This window comes from Streptomyces sp. NPDC026522 (assembly GCF_055567555.1).
In genome coordinates, this window is the sequence record NZ_JBVHQF010000005.1 from 422,906 (window position 1) to 442,051 (window position 19,146).

At 71.3% G+C, this 19,146-nt stretch carries 20 protein-coding genes; 14 read left to right on the top strand and 6 right to left on the bottom strand.

Annotated elements, in window-relative coordinates; translation table 11 throughout:
- Window positions 1-20 precede the first annotated feature (20 nt).
- Window positions 21-2,126, bottom strand: a complete 2,106-nt coding sequence (gene tkt / locus ACZ4M3_RS15970) for a transketolase (RefSeq protein ID WP_467732895.1) — start codon at window positions 2,124-2,126, stop codon at window positions 21-23.
- A 278-nt stretch (window positions 2,127-2,404) separates the two neighbouring features.
- Here tkt and ACZ4M3_RS15975 point away from each other — a divergent pair, with 278 nt between their 5' ends.
- From ACZ4M3_RS15975 to ACZ4M3_RS15985, 3 genes are all read left to right on the top strand, one after another.
- Window positions 2,405-3,346, top strand: a complete 942-nt coding sequence (locus ACZ4M3_RS15975) for a heme o synthase (RefSeq protein ID WP_467732897.1) — start codon at window positions 2,405-2,407, stop codon at window positions 3,344-3,346.
- Window positions 3,347-3,385: 39 nt separating this feature from the next.
- Complete coding sequence (locus ACZ4M3_RS15980; RefSeq protein WP_467732899.1) at window positions 3,386-3,709, top strand: hypothetical protein; 324 nt, start codon at window positions 3,386-3,388, stop codon at window positions 3,707-3,709.
- Window positions 3,710-3,871: 162 nt separating this feature from the next.
- Window positions 3,872-4,993, top strand: coding sequence for an amidohydrolase family protein (locus ACZ4M3_RS15985; protein ID WP_467732901.1), 1,122 nt, complete (start codon window positions 3,872-3,874; stop codon window positions 4,991-4,993).
- 14 nt (window positions 4,994-5,007) lie between these two features.
- On the opposite strand, the gene ACZ4M3_RS15990 is transcribed toward ACZ4M3_RS15985, so the two are convergent.
- The 4 genes from ACZ4M3_RS15990 to ACZ4M3_RS16005 all read right to left on the bottom strand — a co-directional run bounded on the left by ACZ4M3_RS15990 (window position 5,008) and on the right by ACZ4M3_RS16005 (window position 8,940).
- Window positions 5,008-5,997: a COX15/CtaA family protein gene (locus ACZ4M3_RS15990; RefSeq protein ID WP_467732903.1), complete on the bottom strand. Its 990-nt coding sequence runs from the start codon at window positions 5,995-5,997 to the stop codon at window positions 5,008-5,010.
- Between the two features lie 4 nt (window positions 5,998-6,001).
- Entirely contained in the window at window positions 6,002-7,150 is a 1,149-nt protein-coding gene (locus ACZ4M3_RS15995; RefSeq protein WP_467732905.1) for a hypothetical protein, read from the bottom strand.
- Between the two features lie 84 nt (window positions 7,151-7,234).
- On the bottom strand, window positions 7,235-8,017 hold the full coding sequence (locus ACZ4M3_RS16000; protein ID WP_467732907.1) for an ABC transporter permease: 783 nt from the start codon (window positions 8,015-8,017) through the stop codon (window positions 7,235-7,237).
- Window positions 8,014-8,940, bottom strand: coding sequence for an ABC transporter ATP-binding protein (locus ACZ4M3_RS16005; protein ID WP_467732909.1), 927 nt, complete (start codon window positions 8,938-8,940; stop codon window positions 8,014-8,016). Before ACZ4M3_RS16005 ends, ACZ4M3_RS16000 begins: the two co-directional genes overlap by 4 nt.
- 204 nt (window positions 8,941-9,144) lie before the next feature.
- Between ACZ4M3_RS16005 and ACZ4M3_RS16010 the strand changes: the two genes are divergently transcribed.
- From ACZ4M3_RS16010 to ACZ4M3_RS16060, 11 genes are all read left to right on the top strand, one after another.
- Complete coding sequence (locus ACZ4M3_RS16010; RefSeq protein ID WP_467732911.1) at window positions 9,145-9,903, top strand: helix-turn-helix transcriptional regulator; 759 nt, start codon at window positions 9,145-9,147, stop codon at window positions 9,901-9,903.
- Window positions 9,900-11,315 carry a Fe-S cluster assembly protein SufB gene (gene sufB, locus ACZ4M3_RS16015; protein WP_361137935.1) on the top strand — a complete coding sequence of 472 codons (1,416 nt, stop codon included), beginning with the start codon at window positions 9,900-9,902 and terminating at the stop codon, window positions 11,313-11,315. Before ACZ4M3_RS16010 ends, sufB begins: the two co-directional genes overlap by 4 nt.
- Window positions 11,316-11,389: 74 nt before the next feature.
- Window positions 11,390-12,568, top strand: a complete 1,179-nt coding sequence (gene sufD, locus ACZ4M3_RS16020; protein WP_467732913.1) for a Fe-S cluster assembly protein SufD — start codon at window positions 11,390-11,392, stop codon at window positions 12,566-12,568.
- The gene (locus tag ACZ4M3_RS16025) at window positions 12,568-12,885 is read left to right on the top strand and encodes a bifunctional 3-phenylpropionate/cinnamic acid dioxygenase ferredoxin subunit (RefSeq protein WP_467732915.1); all 318 of its coding nucleotides are present in this window, start codon (window positions 12,568-12,570) and stop codon (window positions 12,883-12,885) included. Before sufD ends, ACZ4M3_RS16025 begins: the two co-directional genes overlap by 1 nt.
- Window positions 12,886-12,892: 7 nt before the next feature.
- Complete coding sequence (gene sufC, locus ACZ4M3_RS16030) at window positions 12,893-13,657, top strand: Fe-S cluster assembly ATPase SufC (protein ID WP_053785807.1); 765 nt, start codon at window positions 12,893-12,895, stop codon at window positions 13,655-13,657.
- Window positions 13,654-14,925, top strand: coding sequence for a cysteine desulfurase (locus ACZ4M3_RS16035; protein WP_467732917.1), 1,272 nt, complete (start codon window positions 13,654-13,656; stop codon window positions 14,923-14,925). Before sufC ends, ACZ4M3_RS16035 begins: the two co-directional genes overlap by 4 nt.
- Before the next feature lie 34 nt (window positions 14,926-14,959).
- Window positions 14,960-15,421 (top strand): Fe-S cluster assembly sulfur transfer protein SufU, encoded by a 462-nt coding sequence (sufU, locus tag ACZ4M3_RS16040; protein ID WP_190181976.1) that lies wholly within the window; start codon window positions 14,960-14,962, stop codon window positions 15,419-15,421.
- Window positions 15,418-15,762 carry a metal-sulfur cluster assembly factor gene (locus tag ACZ4M3_RS16045; protein ID WP_030388904.1) on the top strand — a complete coding sequence of 115 codons (345 nt, stop codon included), beginning with the start codon at window positions 15,418-15,420 and terminating at the stop codon, window positions 15,760-15,762. The genes sufU and ACZ4M3_RS16045 overlap by 4 nt, the downstream gene beginning before the upstream one ends.
- Window positions 15,763-15,919: 157 nt before the next feature.
- Window positions 15,920-17,284 (top strand): DUF3616 domain-containing protein, encoded by a 1,365-nt coding sequence (locus tag ACZ4M3_RS16050; RefSeq protein WP_467732920.1) that lies wholly within the window; start codon window positions 15,920-15,922, stop codon window positions 17,282-17,284.
- A gap of 50 nt (window positions 17,285-17,334) precedes the next feature.
- Window positions 17,335-17,658: a DMT family transporter gene (locus tag ACZ4M3_RS16055; protein WP_467732922.1), complete on the top strand. Its 324-nt coding sequence runs from the start codon at window positions 17,335-17,337 to the stop codon at window positions 17,656-17,658.
- Window positions 17,658-18,227 (top strand): TetR/AcrR family transcriptional regulator, encoded by a 570-nt coding sequence (locus ACZ4M3_RS16060; protein ID WP_467732924.1) that lies wholly within the window; start codon window positions 17,658-17,660, stop codon window positions 18,225-18,227. Before ACZ4M3_RS16055 ends, ACZ4M3_RS16060 begins: the two co-directional genes overlap by 1 nt.
- A 23-nt stretch (window positions 18,228-18,250) precedes the next feature.
- Here the strand turns inward: ACZ4M3_RS16060 and ACZ4M3_RS16065 are convergent, their stop codons facing one another.
- A complete protein-coding gene (locus ACZ4M3_RS16065; RefSeq protein ID WP_467732926.1) occupies window positions 18,251-19,129 on the bottom strand; it encodes a winged helix-turn-helix transcriptional regulator in 879 nt (292 codons plus the stop codon).
- Window positions 19,130-19,146: the final 17 nt, after the last annotated feature.

Here is a 19,146-nt window from a genome sequence, read left to right on the forward strand (position 1 = left end):
CTACTGGTCGGGTACGGGCGTCAGCGCGCAGCGGCTGCGATGCCACGGCTTTCGTCGAGGGAGGCCCGGGCGGCGGCGGCCACGGCCTCCGGGGTGAAGCCGAACTCACGGAACAGCACCTTCGCGTCGGCCGAGGCACCGAAGTGCTCCAGCGACACGATGCGGCCGGCGTCACCCACGTAGCGGTGCCAGGTCAGGCCGATGCCCGCCTCGACCGCGACCCGGGCCCGCACGGACGGCGGCAGGACGCTGTCCTTGTACGCCTGGTCCTGCTCCTCGAACCACTCGACGGACGGCATCGAGACCACCCGGGTCGGGATGCCCTCGGCCTGCAGCGCCTCGCGGGCGCCCACGGCGAGCTGGACCTCGGAGCCGGTGCCGATGAGGACGACCTCGGGCGCCCCGCCCTCCGCCTCGAACAGCACGTACCCGCCCTTGGCGGCGTCGTCGTTGAGCTCGTACGTCGGCACGCCCTGGCGGGTCAGCGCCAGACCGTGCGGGGCACCCTTGCCGAACACCTTGGTGTGGCGGCGCAGGATCTCGCGCCAGGCGACGACGGTCTCGTTCGCGTCGGCCGGACGGACCACGTTCAGACCCGGGATGGCGCGCAGCGAGGCGAGGTGCTCGACCGGCTGGTGGGTCGGGCCGTCCTCGCCGAGGCCGATGGAGTCGTGGGTCCACACGTAGGTGACCGGCACGTGCATCAGCGCCGACAGCCGTACGGCGTTGCGCATGTAGTCGGAGAACACCAGGAAGGTGCCGCCGTAGATGCGGGTGTGGCCGTGGAGTGCGATGCCGTTCATGGACCCGGCCATCGCGTGCTCGCGGATGCCGAAGTGGATGGTGCGGCCGTACGGGTCGGCCTCCGGCAGCGGGTTGCCCTCCGGCAGGAACGAGGAGTTCTTGTCGATGGTGGTGTTGTTGGAGCCGGCCAGGTCGGCCGAACCGCCCCACAGCTCCGGGATGACCGGGCCGAGCGCCTGGAGCACCTTGCCGGAGGCAGCGCGGGTGGCGACGCCCTTGCCGGGCTCGAAGACGGGGAGCTTGTCCTCCCAGCCCGCGGGCAGCTCGTTGGCCTCGATGCGGTCGAACTCGGCGGCGCGCTCCGGGTTGGCGGTGCGCCAGGCGGAGAAGTCCTTCTCCCAGGCGGCCTTGGCCTCGCGGCCGCGGTCCAGCGCCTTGCGGGTGTGCGCGATGACCTCGTCGGAGACCTCGAAGGTCTTCTCCGGGTCGAAGCCGAGGACGCGCTTGGTGGCGGCGACCTCGTCGTCACCGAGCGCCGAGCCGTGCGCGGCCTCGGTGCCCTGGGCGTCCGGGGCCGGCCAGGCGATGATCGAGCGCATGGCGATGAAGGACGGACGCCGGGTCTCGGCCTTCGCCGCCTTGAGCGCCTCGAACAGCGCCTTCGGGTCGAGGTCGCCGTTCTCCTTGGGGGCGACGCGCTGGACGTGCCAGCCGTACGCCTCGTAGCGCTTCAGGGTGTCCTCGGAGACGGCCGTCTCCGTGTCGCCCTCGATGGAGATGTGGTTGTCGTCCCACAGCAGCACCAGGTTGCCGAGCTTCTGGTGGCCGGCCAGCGAGGACGCCTCGGCGGAGATGCCCTCCTGGAGGCAGCCGTCACCGGCGATCGCGTAGATCATGTGGTCGAACGGGGAGGTGCCCGGGGCGGCGTCCGGGTCGAACAGACCGCGCTCGTAACGGGCGGCCATGGCCATGCCCACCGCGTTGGCCACGCCCTGGCCGAGCGGGCCGGTCGTGGTCTCGACGCCCGGCGTGTGGCCGTACTCCGGGTGGCCGGGGGTCCTGGAGCCCCAGGTGCGGAATGCCTTGAGGTCGTCCAGCTCCAGGCCGAAGCCGGCGAAGTAGAGCTGGGTGTAAAGGGTGAGGGACGAGTGGCCCGCGGAGAGCACGAAACGGTCGCGGCCGACCCACTGGGGGTCCGCCGGGTCGTGCCGCATGACCTTCTGGAACAAGGTGTACGCGGCGGGGGCCAGGCTCATCGCCGTTCCGGGGTGGCCGTTCCCGACCTTCTGGACCGCGTCCGCGGCCAGGATGCGGGCGGTGTCGACGGCCCGCTGGTCCAGTTCGGTCCACTCGAGCTCTGTGGTGGTCGGCTTGGTGCTCACCGTGAGTCAGGGCTCCTCTCCACATGTTGTTTCCCGGTGACGAACGGTGCACCGGCGCGATTCCGAGCCTACCCCCGAGACGGCGTGCCACTATTCGAGTGCCGGTAGTGCGTCGCCGGGTCGGCGACTGCTGTTCACCTGCGCTCGGGCCGATCGGCCCAACACGGGGCGACCCCGGGGCCGGGCGGGGTGAGGGCAACGTCTAGAGTGGCGTGGTACGTGCGAGCCTTGCCGGACCTCCTGTCCGCGGCTCGCTGAATTCTCTGTCAGGGGTGTGCGTGACGGCCGTCGAATCCCGTCCAGCGGGGGTGCTCGGGACCCCTCCCGGTCACCGGCCGTTCGGGGCCAGGGTCATGGCTTTCGTGGCTTTGACCAAGCCGCGGATCATCGAACTTCTGCTGATCACCACAGTGCCGGTGATGTTCCTGGCCGAACAGGGCGTGCCGTCCTTGTGGCTGGTCCTCGCGACCTGCTTCGGCGGCTACCTCTCGGCCGGCGGCGCCAACGCGCTGAACATGTACATCGACCGCGACATCGACGCGCTGATGGACCGTACGTCGCAGCGCCCGCTGGTGACCGGCATGGTGAGCCCGCGCGAGTGCCTGGTCTTCGGCATCACCCTCGGCGTCCTGTCGACGCTGTTCTTCGGGCTGCTGATCAACTGGCTCTCGGCTGCGCTGTCGCTCGGCGCCCTCCTCTTCTACGTCGTCGTCTACACGATGCTGCTGAAGCGGCGCACCGCCCAGAACATCGTCTGGGGCGGCATCGCGGGCTGCATGCCGGTGCTCATCGGCTGGTCGGCGGTGAAGAACGAGGTCTCCTGGGCCGCGGTCATCCTCTTCCTCGTCATCTTCTTCTGGACGCCGCCGCACTACTGGCCGCTGTCGATGAAGGTCAAGGACGACTACGCGCGGGTCGGCGTGCCGATGCTGCCGGTCGTCGCGGGCAACACGGCCGTCGCCCGTCAGATCGTCCTCTACAGCTGGGTGATGGTCGCCGTCTCGCTGCTGCTGACGCCGCTGGGCTACACGGGCTGGTTCTACACCGCGGTCGCACTGCTGGCGGGCGGCTGGTGGCTGTGGGAGGCGCACGCGCTGAACGCGCGGGCCAAGGCCGGGGTGACGGGCGCGAAGCTCAAGGAGATGCGGCTGTTCCACTGGTCGATCACCTACGTGTCGCTGCTCTTCGTCGCCGTGGCCGTGGATCCCTTCCTCCGCTGATACTTCCTCCCTCCATTACCCGCCGGTAGCATGCCGTCCATGGCAGACACCACCGCGGACACCGCAGACACCAAGAAGCAGGACCGTAAGGCCGCGAAGCTGGCCAGGCAGATCGGCGCGTTCGCCGGGCGGCACGGCGGCGCCGAGGGGCAGCTCGCGTACATCGGCCAGGCCGGCACCCGGATCGTGCTCGTCGGCGCGGACGGCGGCTGGGGCGACCTGGTGGCCCCGACCTACGCGGTGGCCGAGCAGGCCGCCCAGAAGGCCGGGCTGACCCTCCACGAGCAGTTCGACGGCGAGTTCGCGGCCCGGGTGAAGACCGGCCCGTACGAATGGTCGCGCATGGCGGGGATCCAGCTCTGATTGGGGCTCGGTTCGTGCCGACTTCGGTCGGGCAAGGGGGCTGCCCCCCACGTGGACCGTGAGGGGGTCGGCTCGGTCAAGCGCGCGAGCAACACCTGGTGTGCCGCTCACCCGTTAGGACGTGTGGAAGCCGCTTCCTCACGTCCGCAACGGGATGCCCGGATGATCGAAACGCCGCCCCTGGTGGACCAGTACTGCCAGGGAGTGCTCCGCACGGAGCTCGGCCTCGGCACCTTCGAGGCCCAACTGGTCCGCTCGGCCGGCCCGCCCGCCGCGGGCACCACCTTCTTCGACACGCAGACCGGCTTCGCCGTGCGCCGCTGGTGCCCGCCGCTGCTCGGGCTCGAACCGCACTGCGCGCCCGCCCGCTACCTCGCCCGGCGGCGCGAGCTCGGCGTCGCCGAGACCGGGCGGCGGCTGCTGCGGGGCGCGGGGGTCGGCGCCTTCCTCGTCGACACGGGGGCGGCCGGCGACCTCACCGCCCCCAAGGAGCTGGCCCGCGCCGGTGCCGCCGAGGCCTTCGAGGCCGTCCGGCTGGAGCCGCTGGCCGAGCAGGTCGCCGATACCTCCGGGACCGTTGCCGCGTTCCTCGCCAACCTCGCCGCGGCCCTCCACCACGCCGCCGCCGGGGCCGTCGCCTTCACCTGCGGGGCCGACGCCGGTTACCCCGCCGTACTGGCCCACGCGCCCGGGCCGCCCGGTCCCGGCGAGGTGCGCGGGGCCGCCGGGCGGTGGCTGGCCGGCCGCGCCAAGGGCGGGGCCGTACACGACCCCGTCCTCCTGCGGCACTTGCTGTGGAGCGCCGTGGCGACCGGGCTGCCGATCCAGCTGCACACCGGCGCGGGGGACCCGGGGCAGCGGCCCGAGCACGCCGACCCCGCGCTGCTGACCGGCTTCGTACGGGCCACCGCGGGCCTCGGCGCCCCGCTGGTGCTGCTCGGCGGCTACCCGTACCACCGCAGCGCCGCCCGGCTGGCCGAGGCGTTCCCCCACGTACACGCCGATCTGGGGCCGCTGCTGGCGCGGACCGGCGCGGGGGCGGCCGCCGTACTGGCCGAGCTGCTGGAGCTCGCGCCGTTCGGGAAGCTGCTGTACTCCAGCGGCGGCCGGCAGCTGCCCGAGCTGCACGCGGTGGGCGCCCTGGTGTTCCGCGAGGCGCTGGGCCGGGTGCTGCTCGGCTGGGTCGGCGACGGCGCCTGGTCCTGGCGGGACGCGAACCGGGTCGCGGCGATGATCGCGGCGGGCAACGCCCGCCGCGTCTACCGGCTGGACGAGCGGGCCTGACCCGCTCGCGCGGCTCAGACGGCGGAAAGCTGGCTGTCGCCCTGGGCGGGGATGTCCGCCCGCTCCACGGCCCGCTCGCGCAGGCTCAGCACCACGCGCAGGACCGCGATCCACACCAGGCAGGAGCCGAGCATGTGCACGGCGACCAGCACCTCGGGCACGTGGGTGAAGAACTGGACGTAGCCCACGGCGCCCTGGGCGAGCAGCACGACCAGCAGGTCCCGGGCGCGCGCCCGGGTGTCGAGGGGGGCGTCCGCCACGCGCAGCACCAGCCACACCGCGAACGCGAGCGCGCACACCACCCAGGCGGCGACGGCGTGGACGTGCGCGGTGGCCGCCCAGTCGAACGGCATCCGCTCGATCTCGCTGCTGTCACCCGCGTGCGGGCCGGAACCGGTGACCACCGTGCCCGCCGCGATCAGCACCAGGGTGGCCGCGACCAGCGCCCAGCCGAGCCTGCGCACCGGAACGGGCACCCGGGGCCGGGGGGCGGAGTCGCCCTCGCCGGTGCGCTGCCAGGTGACGGTGGTGACCGTGATCAGCGAGGTGGCGAGCAGGAAGTGCCCGGCCACGCTGTACGGGTTCAGCCCGGTCAGCACGGTGATGCCGCCGAGGACCGCGTTGCCCATCACGAGGGCGAACTGCAGCCAGCCGAGCCTGGTGAGCGAACGGCGCCACGGCGTGGCGGAGCGGGCGGCCAGGATGCACCAGCCGACCGCCGCGCAGAGCACGTACGTCAGCATGCGGTTGCCGAACTCGACCGCCCCGTGGAATCCCTGTTCCTGGGTGACGATCAGGCTGTCGCCGGTGCACTTGGGCCAGGTGTCGCAGCCGAGCCCGGATCCGGTCAGCCGCACCGCGCCGCCGGTGACGACGATGGCCACGCTCATGAGGAGCGCGGCGAACGCGGCCCGCCGGACGGTCCGGGGTGACGGAGTCCAGCGGCTGGCGAGGAAGGCGAGGGGGTTCAACACGGCCCCTATCGTAGGCCGCGCCTTGTGCAAAGTTTCACGAGGGGGTACCCATGGGTGCGTCGGGGCCGATGACCAGGCGGAACTTCGCCCCCGCCGGGTCGCCCTCCTCGTGCCACCACACCCGCACGCGCCAGAAGCCCTCATCGCCCGGGTACTGCGGCGATGCCAGGAACCCGCGGATCAGCTCGGCCGCCACCTCCTCAGCCGTCCGGTCGCGGACCTCGGACGCGCCGTGCCAGGGGTGGTCCGGTACGGTCCACAGCCCGTCGGCGCCGCGCACCTCGACGCGCCACACCGCGAGCCAGGGGGTGACCTCCAGCATCGTGGCGACCTGTTCGCCCTCCAGCCCCAGCCGGGCCGCGATCTCGGGTTCCGCGGCGCCCTGGATCCGGGCCGCCACCACGGCCTGGGGCAGCAGCCGCTCGGGCAGCAGGCCGCCGGCCCGCAGGCCGGCCAGGGAGTCGAAGGACAGGTGACGCAGCCGCAGCTCCAGCTGGCGGCCGATGTGGTCGAGGGCGGCCTCGGCCTCCTCCGCCGCCTCCTGCGCCTCCTCCGAGCCCGGCGCGGAGAGCAGGATCCGGCGGAACCCGGCCTCCGCGTCCACTGCCCAGGCCACCGCCTCCTCGGCGGAGCCCAGCTCGGCGAGGCGGTCCCCGAGGAACACCTTGGCCTGTGCCAGACCGCGCCGGTTGACGGGCTCGCGCTGGTCGAGGCCCGCCCACACCTCCACGGCGGCCCGGGTCACGTCACGGGCCCGCTCGCCGGCCGCGCGTTCCATGGGGCTCGGGCCGTTCTCCGCGGCCGCGCCGAGCGGGTAGCGGGGCAGCCGGTCCCCGTCGCTCAGCGGCCAGGCCAGCCACACGCCCTGATTGATCAGCGCCCGGGCGTACCAGCGGGCGTACTCGGGGTCGTGCCCGGCCGCGTCCCGAGCGTGCCGCAGCCCTTCCTCGACGGCGGACAGGGCCCCCGCCCGGTCCCCGGCGGCGAACCGGCGGGCCGCGAGGTCACCCAGGCGCAGGCCCAGCCGCGCGGCGCACTCGGCGTCGGTCCGGGCGGGCTCGCGCAGCGCGCCGATCAGTTCGGCGAGCAGCCGGTCGCCCTCGCCGGGCCCGGCCTGCGCGGCGCCCGAGCGGACCCTCGCCCACTGCTGGTCCAGCCGCAGAACGGCTTCGCGCTGTCCCATGCCCCGCTCCCGGTGTCCTGGTGTGCGTCGCCGATGTGCGGCGGCGCCCATCCTCCCGCCGGGACAACGAACGGGGGAGGGGATTCACTCCCAGCGGAAGAAGCGGGCCGCGGCGCCCAGGCCCAGTACCGCCCAGCAGGCCAGCACGGCCGCGTCGCCCCACGGCATCGCCGCCCCGTGCTGGAGCACCTCGCGCAGCCCGTCGGAGAGCGCCGAGATGGGCAGCAGCTCCAGTACGGAGCGCACCGCGCCCGGGAACTTCTCCAGCGGCACGATCACCCCGCCGCCGACCAGCAGCAGCAGGAACACCAGGTTCGCGGCGGCCAGGGTCGCCTCGGCCTTGAGCGTCCCCGCCATCAGCAGCCCGAGCCCGGAGAAGGCGGCGGTGCCCAGCAGCAGCAGCGCGGCGACCGCGAGCGGGTTCCCGTGCGGCGACCAGCCCAGTGCCAGCGCGATCAGCGTGAGCAGGGCCACCTGGAGCACCTCGGTGACCAGCACCGACAGGGTTTTGGCGGCCATCAGCGCGCGGCGCGGCAGCGGGGAGGCGCCGAGCCGCTTGAGCACCCCGTAGCGCCGGTCGAAGCCGGTGGCGATGGCCTGGCCGGTGAATGCGGTGGACAGTACGGCGAGCGCCAGGACGCCGGGCGCGAGGAAGTCCACGGACTTGCCGCTCCCGCCCTCGGAAATCGGCACGTCGACGATGTCCACGGCCGAGAACAGCACCAGCAGCAGCGCCGGGATGATCACCGTCAGCAGCAGCTGCTCGCCGTTGCGCAGCAGCATCCGGGTCTCCAGCGCGGTCTGCGCCCGGATCATCCGGGCGAGCGGCGCCGCCCCGGGCCGGGGGGTGAACGTACCGGCGCTCATGCGCGCAGCTCCTTGCCCGTGAGTTCCAGGAAGACGTCTTCGAGGGTGTGCCGCTCCACCGTGAGGCTGTCCGGCAGCACCCCGTTCTGCGCGCACCAGGAGGCGACGGTCGCCAGCAGCTGCGGGTCGACCTCGCCGGTGACCCGGTAGACGCCCGCGCCGAGCTCGGCGGCCTGGGTGCCGTCGGGCAGTGCTTTCAGCAGCGACGCCAGGTCGAGGGCGGGGCGGCCGGTGAAGCGCAGGGTGTTCTCGGCGCCGCCGCGGCACAGCAGCTCGGGGCTGCCGTGCGCGATGACCTTGCCCGCGTCGACGATGGCGACCTCGTCGGCGAGCTGTTCGGCCTCGTCCATGTGGTGGGTGGTGAGTACGACGCTGACGCCGTCGGCGCGCAGTTCCCGTACGAGGTCCCAGGTCGCGCGGCGGGCCTGCGGGTCGAGGCCGGCGGTCGGCTCGTCCAGGAAGACCAGCTCGGGGCGGCCGACGACGGCCATGGCCAGGGCCAGCCGCTGCTGCTGGCCGCCGGAGAGCCGGCGGTAGGGGGTGCGTCCGCAGCCGCCGAGGCCGAGGCGTTCCACCAAGGTGGGGACGTCGAGCGGGTCGGCGTAGAGCCCGGCCATGTGGCGCAGCATCTCCACGGCGCGGGCGCCGGAGTAGACGCCGCCGGACTGGAGCATCACGCCGATCCGCGGGCGCAGGGCCGGGGCCTGTGCGACCGGGTCGAGGCCGAGGACGCGTACGGTGCCGGCGTCGGGGCGGAGGTAGCCCTCGCAGGTCTCCACGGTGGTGGTCTTGCCCGCGCCGTTGGGGCCGAGGACGGCGGTGACCGAGGCCTTGCGGACGGTGAGGTCGAGGCCGTCCACCGCGGTCTTGGGGCCGTACCGTTTCACCAGTCCGCGGATCTCCACGGCGGGGTCGTTACTCATGCGGGTGAGTCTACGGAGGGCCGGACGGCCCCCCGGGCCGTGGGGTGTAAGGGGCCGGAACTCGCTCTCACGTGCGGCTTTCGGTGATCTTTTAAGTAAATAAGGTAACCCTTAGTGATGGAGGACACCAGGAGTGGCGTCCGTCACGGCTTGTCTGGCCCGAGCTAATTACGCAACAATGGCGTTGTGAAATACGGCGAACGGATGATCGAGACCCCTCAGGGGGAGCTCGCAACCGGGGAGCGGTCAACCCGCGACCGGGTCGCGCGCTCCATCCTGGACCACGGTCCGTCCACCGTCGCCGACCTCGCACAGCGCCTCGGCCTCACCCAGGCCGCCGTGCGCCGTCACCTCGACGCACTCGTCGCGGACGACGTGGTCGCACCCCGCGCGCAGCGCGTCTACGGGGCGCGCACCCGGGGCCGGCCCGCCAAGGTCTTCGCGCTCACCGACTGCGGCCGCGACGCCTTCGACCAGTCCTACGACTCGCTCGCGGTGGACGCCATGCGCTGGATCGCGCAGGCCGCCGGCGGGGGCGAGCAGGGAGAGGCGGCCGTCGCCGCCTTCGCCAGGGCGCGCATGGCCGCACAGGCGGAGACCTACCGGGAATCCCTCGACGCGGCGGCCCCCGAGGACCGCGCCGAGGCCCTGGCCAAGGCGTTGACCGCGGACGGGTACGCTGCTACGGCGAAGAGCGCTCCCGGTCCGCACAGCGGTGAACAGCTCTGCCAGCACCACTGCCCGGTGGCCCACGTAGCCGAGCAGTTCCCGCAGCTCTGCGAGGCGGAGACCGAGGTCTTCTCCCGCCTGCTCGGGACCCATGTGCAGCGACTCGCCACCATCGCCCACGGCGACGGGGTGTGCACGACGTTCATTCCGCGAAGCGGAAGCGCCGGCGCCACGGGCGCCGCACAGACCGACACATCAGTATCTGCAAGCACGGCCGGGAGGAACCCCGCATGACCACGGAGACTGCTCACCCTGAGCTCGATGGCCTGGGCACCTACGAATACGGCTGGGCCGACTCCGACGCGGCCGGTGCCGCTGCCAAGCGGGGTCTGTCCGAAGAGGTCGTCCGCGACATCTCCGCCAAGAAGTCCGAGCCGGAGTGGATGCTGAACCTCCGCCTCAAGGGCCTCAAGCTGTTCGACAAGAAGCCCATGCCGAACTGGGGCTCCGACCTCTCCGGCATCGACTTCGACAACATCAAGTACTTCGTGCGCTCCACCGAGAAGCAGGCCGCTTCCTGGGAGGACCTGCCGCAGGACATCAAGAACACGTACGACAAGCTCGGCATCCCCGAGGCGGAGAAGCAGCGCCTCGTCGCCGGTGTCGCGGCCCAGTACGAGTCCGAGGTCGTCTACCACCAGATCCGCGAGGACCTGGAGGAGCAGGGCGTGATCTTCCTCGACACGGACACCGCGCTCAAGGAGCACCCGGAGCTCTTCCAGGAGTACTTCGGCACGGTCATCCCGGTCGGCGACAACAAGTTCGCGTCCCTGAACACCGCCGTGTGGTCGGGCGGCTCGTTCATCTACGTCCCCAAGGGCGTCAAGGTCGACATCCCGCTCCAGGCCTACTTCCGCATCAACACGGAGAACATGGGCCAGTTCGAGCGGACGCTGATCATCGTGGACGAGGACGCGTACGTCCACTACGTCGAGGGCTGCACCGCCCCGATCTACTCCTCGGACTCGCTGCACAGCGCCGTGGTCGAGATCATCGTCAAGAAGGGCGGCCGCTGCCGCTACACGACCATCCAGAACTGGTCGAACAACGTCTACAACCTGGTCACCAAGCGCGCCGTGGCGTACGAGGGCGCGACCATGGAGTGGATCGACGGCAACATCGGCTCCAAGGTCACCATGAAGTACCCGGCCGTCTACCTGATGGGCGAGCACGCCAAGGGCGAGACCCTGTCCATCGCCTTCGCGGGCGAGGGCCAGCACCAGGACGCCGGCTCCAAGATGGTCCACATGGCGCCGCACACCTCCTCCAACATCGTCTCCAAGTCGGTGGCCCGAGGCGGCGGACGCACCTCGTACCGCGGCCTGGTCGAGATCGGCGAGGGCGCGCACGGCTCCAAGTCCAACGTGCTGTGCGACGCGCTGCTGGTCGACACGATCTCCCGCTCGGACACGTACCCCTACGTGGACGTGCGCGAGGACGACGTCTCCATGGGCCACGAGGCCACCGTCTCCAAGGTCTCCGACGACCAGCTCTTCTACCTGATGAGCCGCGGTCTGACGGAGTTCGAGGCCATGGCCATGATCGTGCGCGGCTTCGTCGAGCCCATCGCGCGTGAGCTGCCCATGGAGTACGCGCTGGAGCTGAACCGGCTGATCGAGCTGCAGATGGAGGGTTCGGTCGGCTGATCCCGGCCACCCGGATCCGTAGCAATTCTTCGACGCAGGCAGCGCTTCAAAAGAGAGTGAGCAACACGACAGCCATGGCTGAGGCTCAGAACATCCCGGCGGGCTCGACCACCGCCGGCGCGATCGCGGTGGCCGCAGAGTCCACCGTCGCCACCCGGATGAGTGCACCCCCGTCCTTCGACGTGGCGGACTTCCCCGTCCCCCACGGCCGCGAGGAGGAGTGGCGGTTCACCCCGCTGGCGCGCCTGCGTGGTCTCCACGACGGCACCGCGGTCGCCAACGGCACCATGAAGGCCCAGATCGACGCCCCGGACGTCGTCACGATCGAGTCGGTCGGCCGCGACGACGCCCGCATCGGCAAGGCCGGCGCCCCCGTAGACCGCGTCGCCGCCCAGGCGTTCTCCTCCTTCACCAAGGCCACGGTCGTCACCGTGCCCAAGGAGGCCGTCCTGGACGAGCCCGTGCGCGTCTCGCTGCACGGCGAGGGTGGCACCACCTTCGGCCACACCGTCTTCGACGTGCAGGCCTTCGCGGAGGCCGTCATCGTCATCGACCACACCGGTGACGGCGTCCGCGCCGCCAACGTCGAGTTCCTCGTCGGTGACGGCGCGAAGCTCACCGTCGTGTCGGTGCAGGACTGGGACGACACCGCCGTGCACTGCTCGCAGCACAACGCGCTGGTCGGCCGGGACGCGAGCTACAAGTCGATCGTGGTCACCTTCGGCGGCGACGTCGTACGCCTGCACCCGCGGATCAGCTACGCGGGCCCCGGCGGCGAGGCCGAGCTGTTCGGCCTGTACTTCACGGACGCCGGCCAGCACCAGGAGCACCGCCTCCTGGTCACGCACGACGCCCCGCACTGCAAGTCCCACGTGGTCTACAAGGGCGCGCTCCAGGGCGAGGACGCCCACGCCGTCTGGATCGGTGACGTGCTCATCGAGAAGACCGCCGAGGGCACCGACACCTACGAGATGAACCGCAACCTCGTCCTCACGGACGGCGCGCGGGTCGACTCGGTGCCGAACCTGGAGATCGAGACCGGCGAGATCGTCGGCGCCGGCCACGCCTCCGCCACCGGCCGGTTCGACGACGAACAGCTCTTCTACCTCCAGGCCCGGGGCATCCCGGCCGACGAGGCGCGGCGCCTGGTCGTGCGCGGCTTCTTCGCCGAGCTCGTCCAGCAGATCGGTGTCCCCGACATCGAGGAGCGCCTGCTCGCCAAGATCGAGGCCGAGCTCCAGGGTTCCGTCTGATGAATTACGTCAAGGCCTGCGCACTGAGCGAGCTGGAGGACAACACCCCGAAGCGGGTGGAGCTCGACGGCACGCCGGTGTCCATCGTCCGCACCGACGGGGAGGTGTTCGCGATCAACGACATCTGCTCGCACGCGAACGTCTCCCTCTCGGAGGGCGAGGTCGAGGACTGCATGATCGAGTGCTGGCTGCACGGATCGTCCTTCGACCTGCGCACCGGAAAGCCGTCCGGCCTGCCCGCGACGCGCCCCGTCCCCGTATACCCCGTAAAGATCGAAGGGGACGACGTGCTCGTCTCCCTCACCCAGGAGTCCTGAGGTATCCATGGCAACGCTTGAAATCCACGACCTGCACGTCTCCGTCGAGGCCGAGAATGGCGCCCGCGAGATCCTCAAGGGCGTCGACCTCACCGTCAAGCAGGGTGAGACGCACGCCATCATGGGTCCCAACGGCTCCGGCAAGTCCACGCTGGCGTACTCGCTGGCCGGTCACCCGAAGTACACCATCACCGGTGGCACCGTGACCCTCGACGGCGAAGACGTCCTGGAGATGTCCGTCGACGAGCGCGCCCGCGCCGGCGTCTTCCTCGCCATGCAGTACCCGGTCGAGGTCCCCGGCGTCTCGGTCTCCAACTTCCTGCGCACCTCGGCCACCGCCATCCGCGGCGAGGCGCCGAAGCTGCGCACCTGGGTGAAGGAGGTCAAGTCCGCCATGGAGCAGCTCCAGATGGACCCGGCCTTCGCCGAGCGCAACGTGAACGAGGGCTTCTCCGGCGGTGAGAAGAAGCGCCACGAGATCCTCCAGCTGGAGCTCCTCAAGCCGAAGATCGCGATCCTCGACGAGACCGACTCGGGCCTGGACGTCGACGCCCTGCGCATCGTCTCCGAGGGCGTCAACCGCGTCCGCGAGACCGGCGAGGTCGGCACCCTGCTGATCACCCACTACACGCGCATCCTGCGCTACATCAAGCCCGACTTCGTGCACGTGTTCGCGAACGGCCGCATCGCCGAGTCCGGCGGCGCCGAGCTGGCGGACCAGCTGGAGGCCGAGGGCTACGACAAGTACGTGAAGGGTGGCGCGACCGCGTGACACAGCTGCCTGGCCTCCTCACTGGCTCTCATCTGCTTGACGAGGCGATCCGCAAGGACTTCCCCCTGCTGGATCGTGTGGTCCACGACGGGAAGAAGATCGTCTACCTGGACAACGCGGCGACCTCGCAGAAGCCGCGCCAGGTGCTCGACGCGCTGAACGAGTACTACGAGCAGCACAACGCGAACGTCCACCGCGGCGTGCACGTGCTCGCGGAGGAGGCCACGGCGCTGTACGAGGGCGCCCGCGACAAGGTCGCCGCCTTCATCAACGCGCCGAGCCGCGACGAGGTGATCTTCACGAAGAACGCCTCGGAGTCGCTCAACCTGGTCGCGAACATGCTCGGCTGGGCCGACGAGCCCTACCGGGTCGACCGCGAGACCGAGATCGCCATCACGGAGATGGAGCACCACTCCAACATCGTGCCGTGGCAGCTGCTCTCGCAGCGCACCGGCGCGAAGCTGAAGTGGTTCGGCCTGACCGACGACGGCCGGCTCGACCTGTCCAACATGGAAGAGGTCATCACGGAGAAGACGAAGATCGTCTCCTTCACGCTGGTCTCCAACATCATGGGCACGGTCAACCCGGTCGAGGCGATCGTCCGGCGCGCGCAGGAGGTCGGCGCGCTGGTGCTGATCGACGCCTCGCAGGCCGCCCCGCACATGCCGCTGGACGTACAGGCGCTCGGCGCCGACTTCGTGGCCTTCACCGGCCACAAGATGTGCGGCCCGACCGGCATCGGCGTCCTGTGGGGCCGCCAGGAGCTCCTGGAGGACCTGCCCCCGTTCCTCGGCGGCGGCGAGATGATCGAGACCGTGTCGATGCACGCCTCGACGTACGCCCCGGCGCCCCACAAGTTCGAGGCGGGGACGCCCCCGATCGCCCAGGCCGTCGGCCTCGGCGCGGCGGTGGACTACCTGACCGCGATCGGCATGGACAAGATCGCCGCGCACGAGCACGCGCTCACCGAGTACGCGGTCAAGCGCCTCGCCGAGGTCCCGGACCTGCGCATCATCGGCCCCACCACGGCCGAGGACCGCGGCGCCGCGATCTCCTTCGTCCTCGGGGACATCCACCCGCACGATGTGGGGCAGGTGCTGGACGAGCAGGGCATCGCCGTCCGCGTGGGACACCACTGCGCGCGCCCGGTCTGCCTGCGCTACGGAATTCCCGCGACGACGCGAGCGTCTTTCTACCTGTACTCCACTCCCGCCGACGTCGACGCGCTGATCGACGGGCTGGAGCACGTACGGAACTTCTTCGGGTGAAGACGAGTCGGACGACGAGGCTGACGAGGACGCTGTGAAGCTGGATTCGATGTACCAGGAACTGATCCTGGACCACTACAAGCACCCGCACGGGCGAGGCCTGCGCGACGGCGACGCCGAGGTGCACCACGTCAACCCCACCTGTGGCGACGAGATCACGCTGCGTGTGAAGTACGACGGCGAGACGCTCACCGACGTCTCGTACGAGGGCCAGGGCTGTTCGATCAGCCAGGCCAGCGCGTCCGTACTGAACGAGCTGCTCGTCGGCAAGGAGCTGGCCGAGGCGCGGAAGATCCAGGGCGTGTTCCTGGAGATGATGCAGTCCAAGGGCAAGATCGAGCCCGACGAGGCCATGGAGGAGGTGCTGGAGGACGCGGTCGCGTTCGTCGGCGTCTCCAAGTATCCGGCGCGGGTGAAGTGTGCTCTGCTGAGTTGGATGGCGTGGAAGGACGCGACCGCCCAGGCACTGGGCGACGCCGAGAGGAAGACGGCATGACCGAGAACGCGACGCCCGAGGCGTCGATCAAGCCCGCCACCGAGGAAGAGGTCCGCGAGGCCCTCTACGACGTGGTCGACCCCGAGCTGGGCATCGACGTCGTCAACCTGGGCCTGATCTACGGCATCCACATCGACGACGCGAACATCGCCACCCTCGACATGACGCTGACGTCGGCGGCCTGCCCGCTGACCGACGTCATCGAGGACCAGGCGAAGTCGGCGACGGACGGGATCGTCAACGAGCTCCGCATCAACTGGGTCTGGATGCCGCCGTGGGGCCCGGACAAGATCACGGACGACGGCCGGGAGCAGCTGCGCGCGCTCGGCTTCAACGTCTGACCGCTCCACCCGCGTGAGGGCCCCCGGCACGGTCGTGCCGGGGGCCCTTTCGTGTTCTTGCGGTGGTCGGTCCATGTGCACCGGAAGTTGGCCGGGGTGGCCGAATCTTCTCGACGGCCGCCATGAGGTGGCGGACCCGGACGAGAGGACCCTTCGGATGAAGAAGCAACTGGGGATCGCCGCCGTCGCGGCGCTGGTCGTCGCCGGTGCGGCGCTGCCGGCGCACGCGGTGACGTACGGTACGCCGACCATCACCCTGTCCTCGTCCTACCTGTCCGGCGCCGTCGGCGGCGTCGGCGACCAGACCGTCGCCGTGACCGTCGGGCAGAGCGGCGCCGACGTGTCCGCGCTGACCGTCAGCGCCTCCGCCTCCAGCAAGGCCTCCGTCGCCGGGACCGGCGACGTCACGGTCACCGGGGCCGGCGCGGTACGCCGGCTCGCCGTCACCGCACGGGGCCGCGGCTACACCAGCCTGACCGTCAAGGTGACCGGGCTCGGCGGCAAGACCGCCACCAAGACCCTGTCCTACGCGGCCTCCGCGGCGGTGCAGAACCCGGCCGACGCCCGCTACTTCAGCGGCGCCTCCGACTCCTCGGCCGCCGTGGACGTCGGCGGCGGCTACACCGTCGTCGCCGACGACGAGAACAACGTGCTGCGCCTGTACGACCGCGCGCGCTCCGACGCGCCCGTCAGGACCTGGGACTTCAGCTCCCAGCTCGGTGTCACCAAGGAGGTGGACATCGAGGGGGCGACCCGGATCGGCAACACCGTCTACTGGACCGGCTCGCTCGGCAACAACAAGGACGGCGAGTACAAGGCGCCCCGGAACACGGTGTTCACCACCACCGTCAGCGGCTCCGGCTCGGGCACGCAGCTCGCGTACGGGCGCTCGTACACGCAGCTCCGCGACGACCTGGTGGCCTGGGACGAGGCGAACGGCGACCGGTACGGCTTCGCCGCCGGGACCGCGGCCGGCCAGGCGCCCAAGCAGATCGACGGGTTCAACGTCGAGGGGCTGGAGTTCGCCCCCGGCTCCACGACCACCGCCTACCTGGGCTTCCGGGCCCCGCTGGCGCCCGCCGTACCGGGCGGCAAGGCGCTGCTCGTGCCGGTGACCAACTTTGACAAGGTGCTGTCGAGCGGTTCGAAGGCCGTGTTCGGGACCGGGATCGAGCTCGACCTGGGCGGCCTCGCCGTCCGCGACATCCGCAAGAACGCGGCGGACCAGTACCTGATCCTCGCCGGCTCCTGGGCCGCCGACGACAACTCCGACCCGTACGCCCTCTACCAGTGGGACGGGATCGCCGGCCACGCCCCGGTCAAGCGGGCCGACCTGCCGACCACCGACCCCGGCGGCTGGGAAGCCATCGTGGAGGTGCCTGACCTGACGGCGCCGGGCGCGCGGGTGCAGCTGATCACCGACAGCGGGTCGGCGGACCTGTACGGCGACGGAGTCGAGGCCAAGGACCTCACGCACCCGGAGTGGAAGAAGGCGCGCGCGGCCTGGTTCACGCTGAACTGACGTGCCCGTTCGTGTACGCACGTACGTAAGGCATGTGTACCGTTGTACACATGCCTTACGTGTTGCTCGCGGCGGCCATCGCCTCCGAGGTGGCCGGGACCACCGCCATGAAGTACAGCGACGGCTTCACCCGGCTCTGGCCGTCGCTGGGCACGCTGTTGGGGTACCTGATCGCCTTCACCCTGCTCGCGCAGACACTGAAGTCGATGTCGGTGGGGACGGCCTACGCGATATGGGCCGGGGTCGGCACGGCCGCCATCGCCGCCATCGGGATGGTGTTCCTGGGGGAGGCGGCCACCGCGGCGAAGATCGCCGGGATCGCCCTGATCATCGGCGGCGTGGTCCTGCTGAACCTGGGCGGGGCGGCGCACTGATGGGCCGCCGGTACGACCCCGACCGCAGGCAGCGGATCATCGACGCGGCGACCCGGGTGGTGGCCGCCGAGGGCATCGCGGGGCTGAGTCACCGGAGCGTGGCGGCGGAGGCCGACGTACCGCTGGGCTCGACGACGTACCACTTCGCCACGCTGGACGAGCTGCTGGTGGCGGCGCTGCGGCAGGCGAACGAGGGCTTCGCGGTGGCGCTGGCCGAGCTCGGCGACGGCGACGGCGACGGTGACCGTTCAGGCGAAGGCGGCGACCTGGCGGCGGCGCTGGCCCGCCGGCTGGGGGAGTTCCTGACGGCGGACCGGGCGGGCGCGGAACTGGAGTACGAGCTGTACCTGGCCGCCCTGCGCAAGCCGGCGCTGCGGCCGGTGGCGGCCGAGTGGTGCGAGGCGGTGGTGGCGGCGCTGGCCGCACGGGTGGACGCGGCGACGGCCCGGGCGGTGTCGGCGGTGCTGGACGGCATCAGCCTCCAGGTCCTGCTGACGGATGCCGAGTACGACGAGAGGTACGCGCGCGAGCTGCTGGCGCGGGTACTGGGGCGGCCGCAGCGGCCGTAGGGGCGGCCGCTGAGGGCCGCCGCTCAGGCGCCGGCCGCGCGGACCGCGGCGAGGGCGGCCCCCACGCTCGCCTCGATGTCCCCGATCGGGTAGAACACCTCGCGCACGGTCCGCTCCCGGTCCACCACCAGCGTCAGCCGCTTGATCCGGCTCACCCCCGCCGCCCGGAAGGTGGGCAGCCGCAGCGCCGCCACCAGTCCGAGGCCCGCGTCCGACAGCAGCGGGAAGCGCAGCTGCTCCGCCTCGGCGAACTCCCGTTGTTCGTCGGGGCGCTGGGTGGAGACCCCGTGCACCGTCGCGCCCGCCGCCCTGAACTGCGCCAGCTGGTCCCGGTACGTGCACGACTCCAGCGTGCATCCCTTCGCCCCCGGGATCCCGGCCCAGCCCGGGGGGTAGGACTCGGCCCGGGCGTACGCGCCCGGGAAGCAGTACAGGACCGTGAACGGCGTGTCGGCCACCGGGTCGCGCAGCTCGCCGAAGCGGTCCGGCAGCAGCAGCTCCGGCAGCCGGGTGCCGCGCAGCGCGTGCACCCGTACCGCCTCGCGCGAGGATTCCGCGGTCGTCGCCGTCATCTCTCCCTCTCCGAGGATCCAGGTGTCGCCCCAGTCCTGGAGGGCGACCAGTACCGGCAGCAGGCCCCGCCCGCGCGGGGTCAGCCGGTATTCGTGCCGCACCGGGCGTTCCTGGTACGGCACGCGCGCCAGCACCTCGGCTTCGACCAGCAGTTTCAGCCGCTCGGCGAGCACCTTCCGGGACATGCCCAGCTCGCGCTGGAACTCGTCGAAGCGGTGCACGCCGCGCGCGGCGTCGCGCACGATCAGCAGCGTCCACCAGTCCCCGACCACGTCGAGGGCCTGGGCGATGGAGCAGTCCGCGTCGCCGAGGGTGGTGCGCTGGGCCATGGGAACTCCTTTGTCCG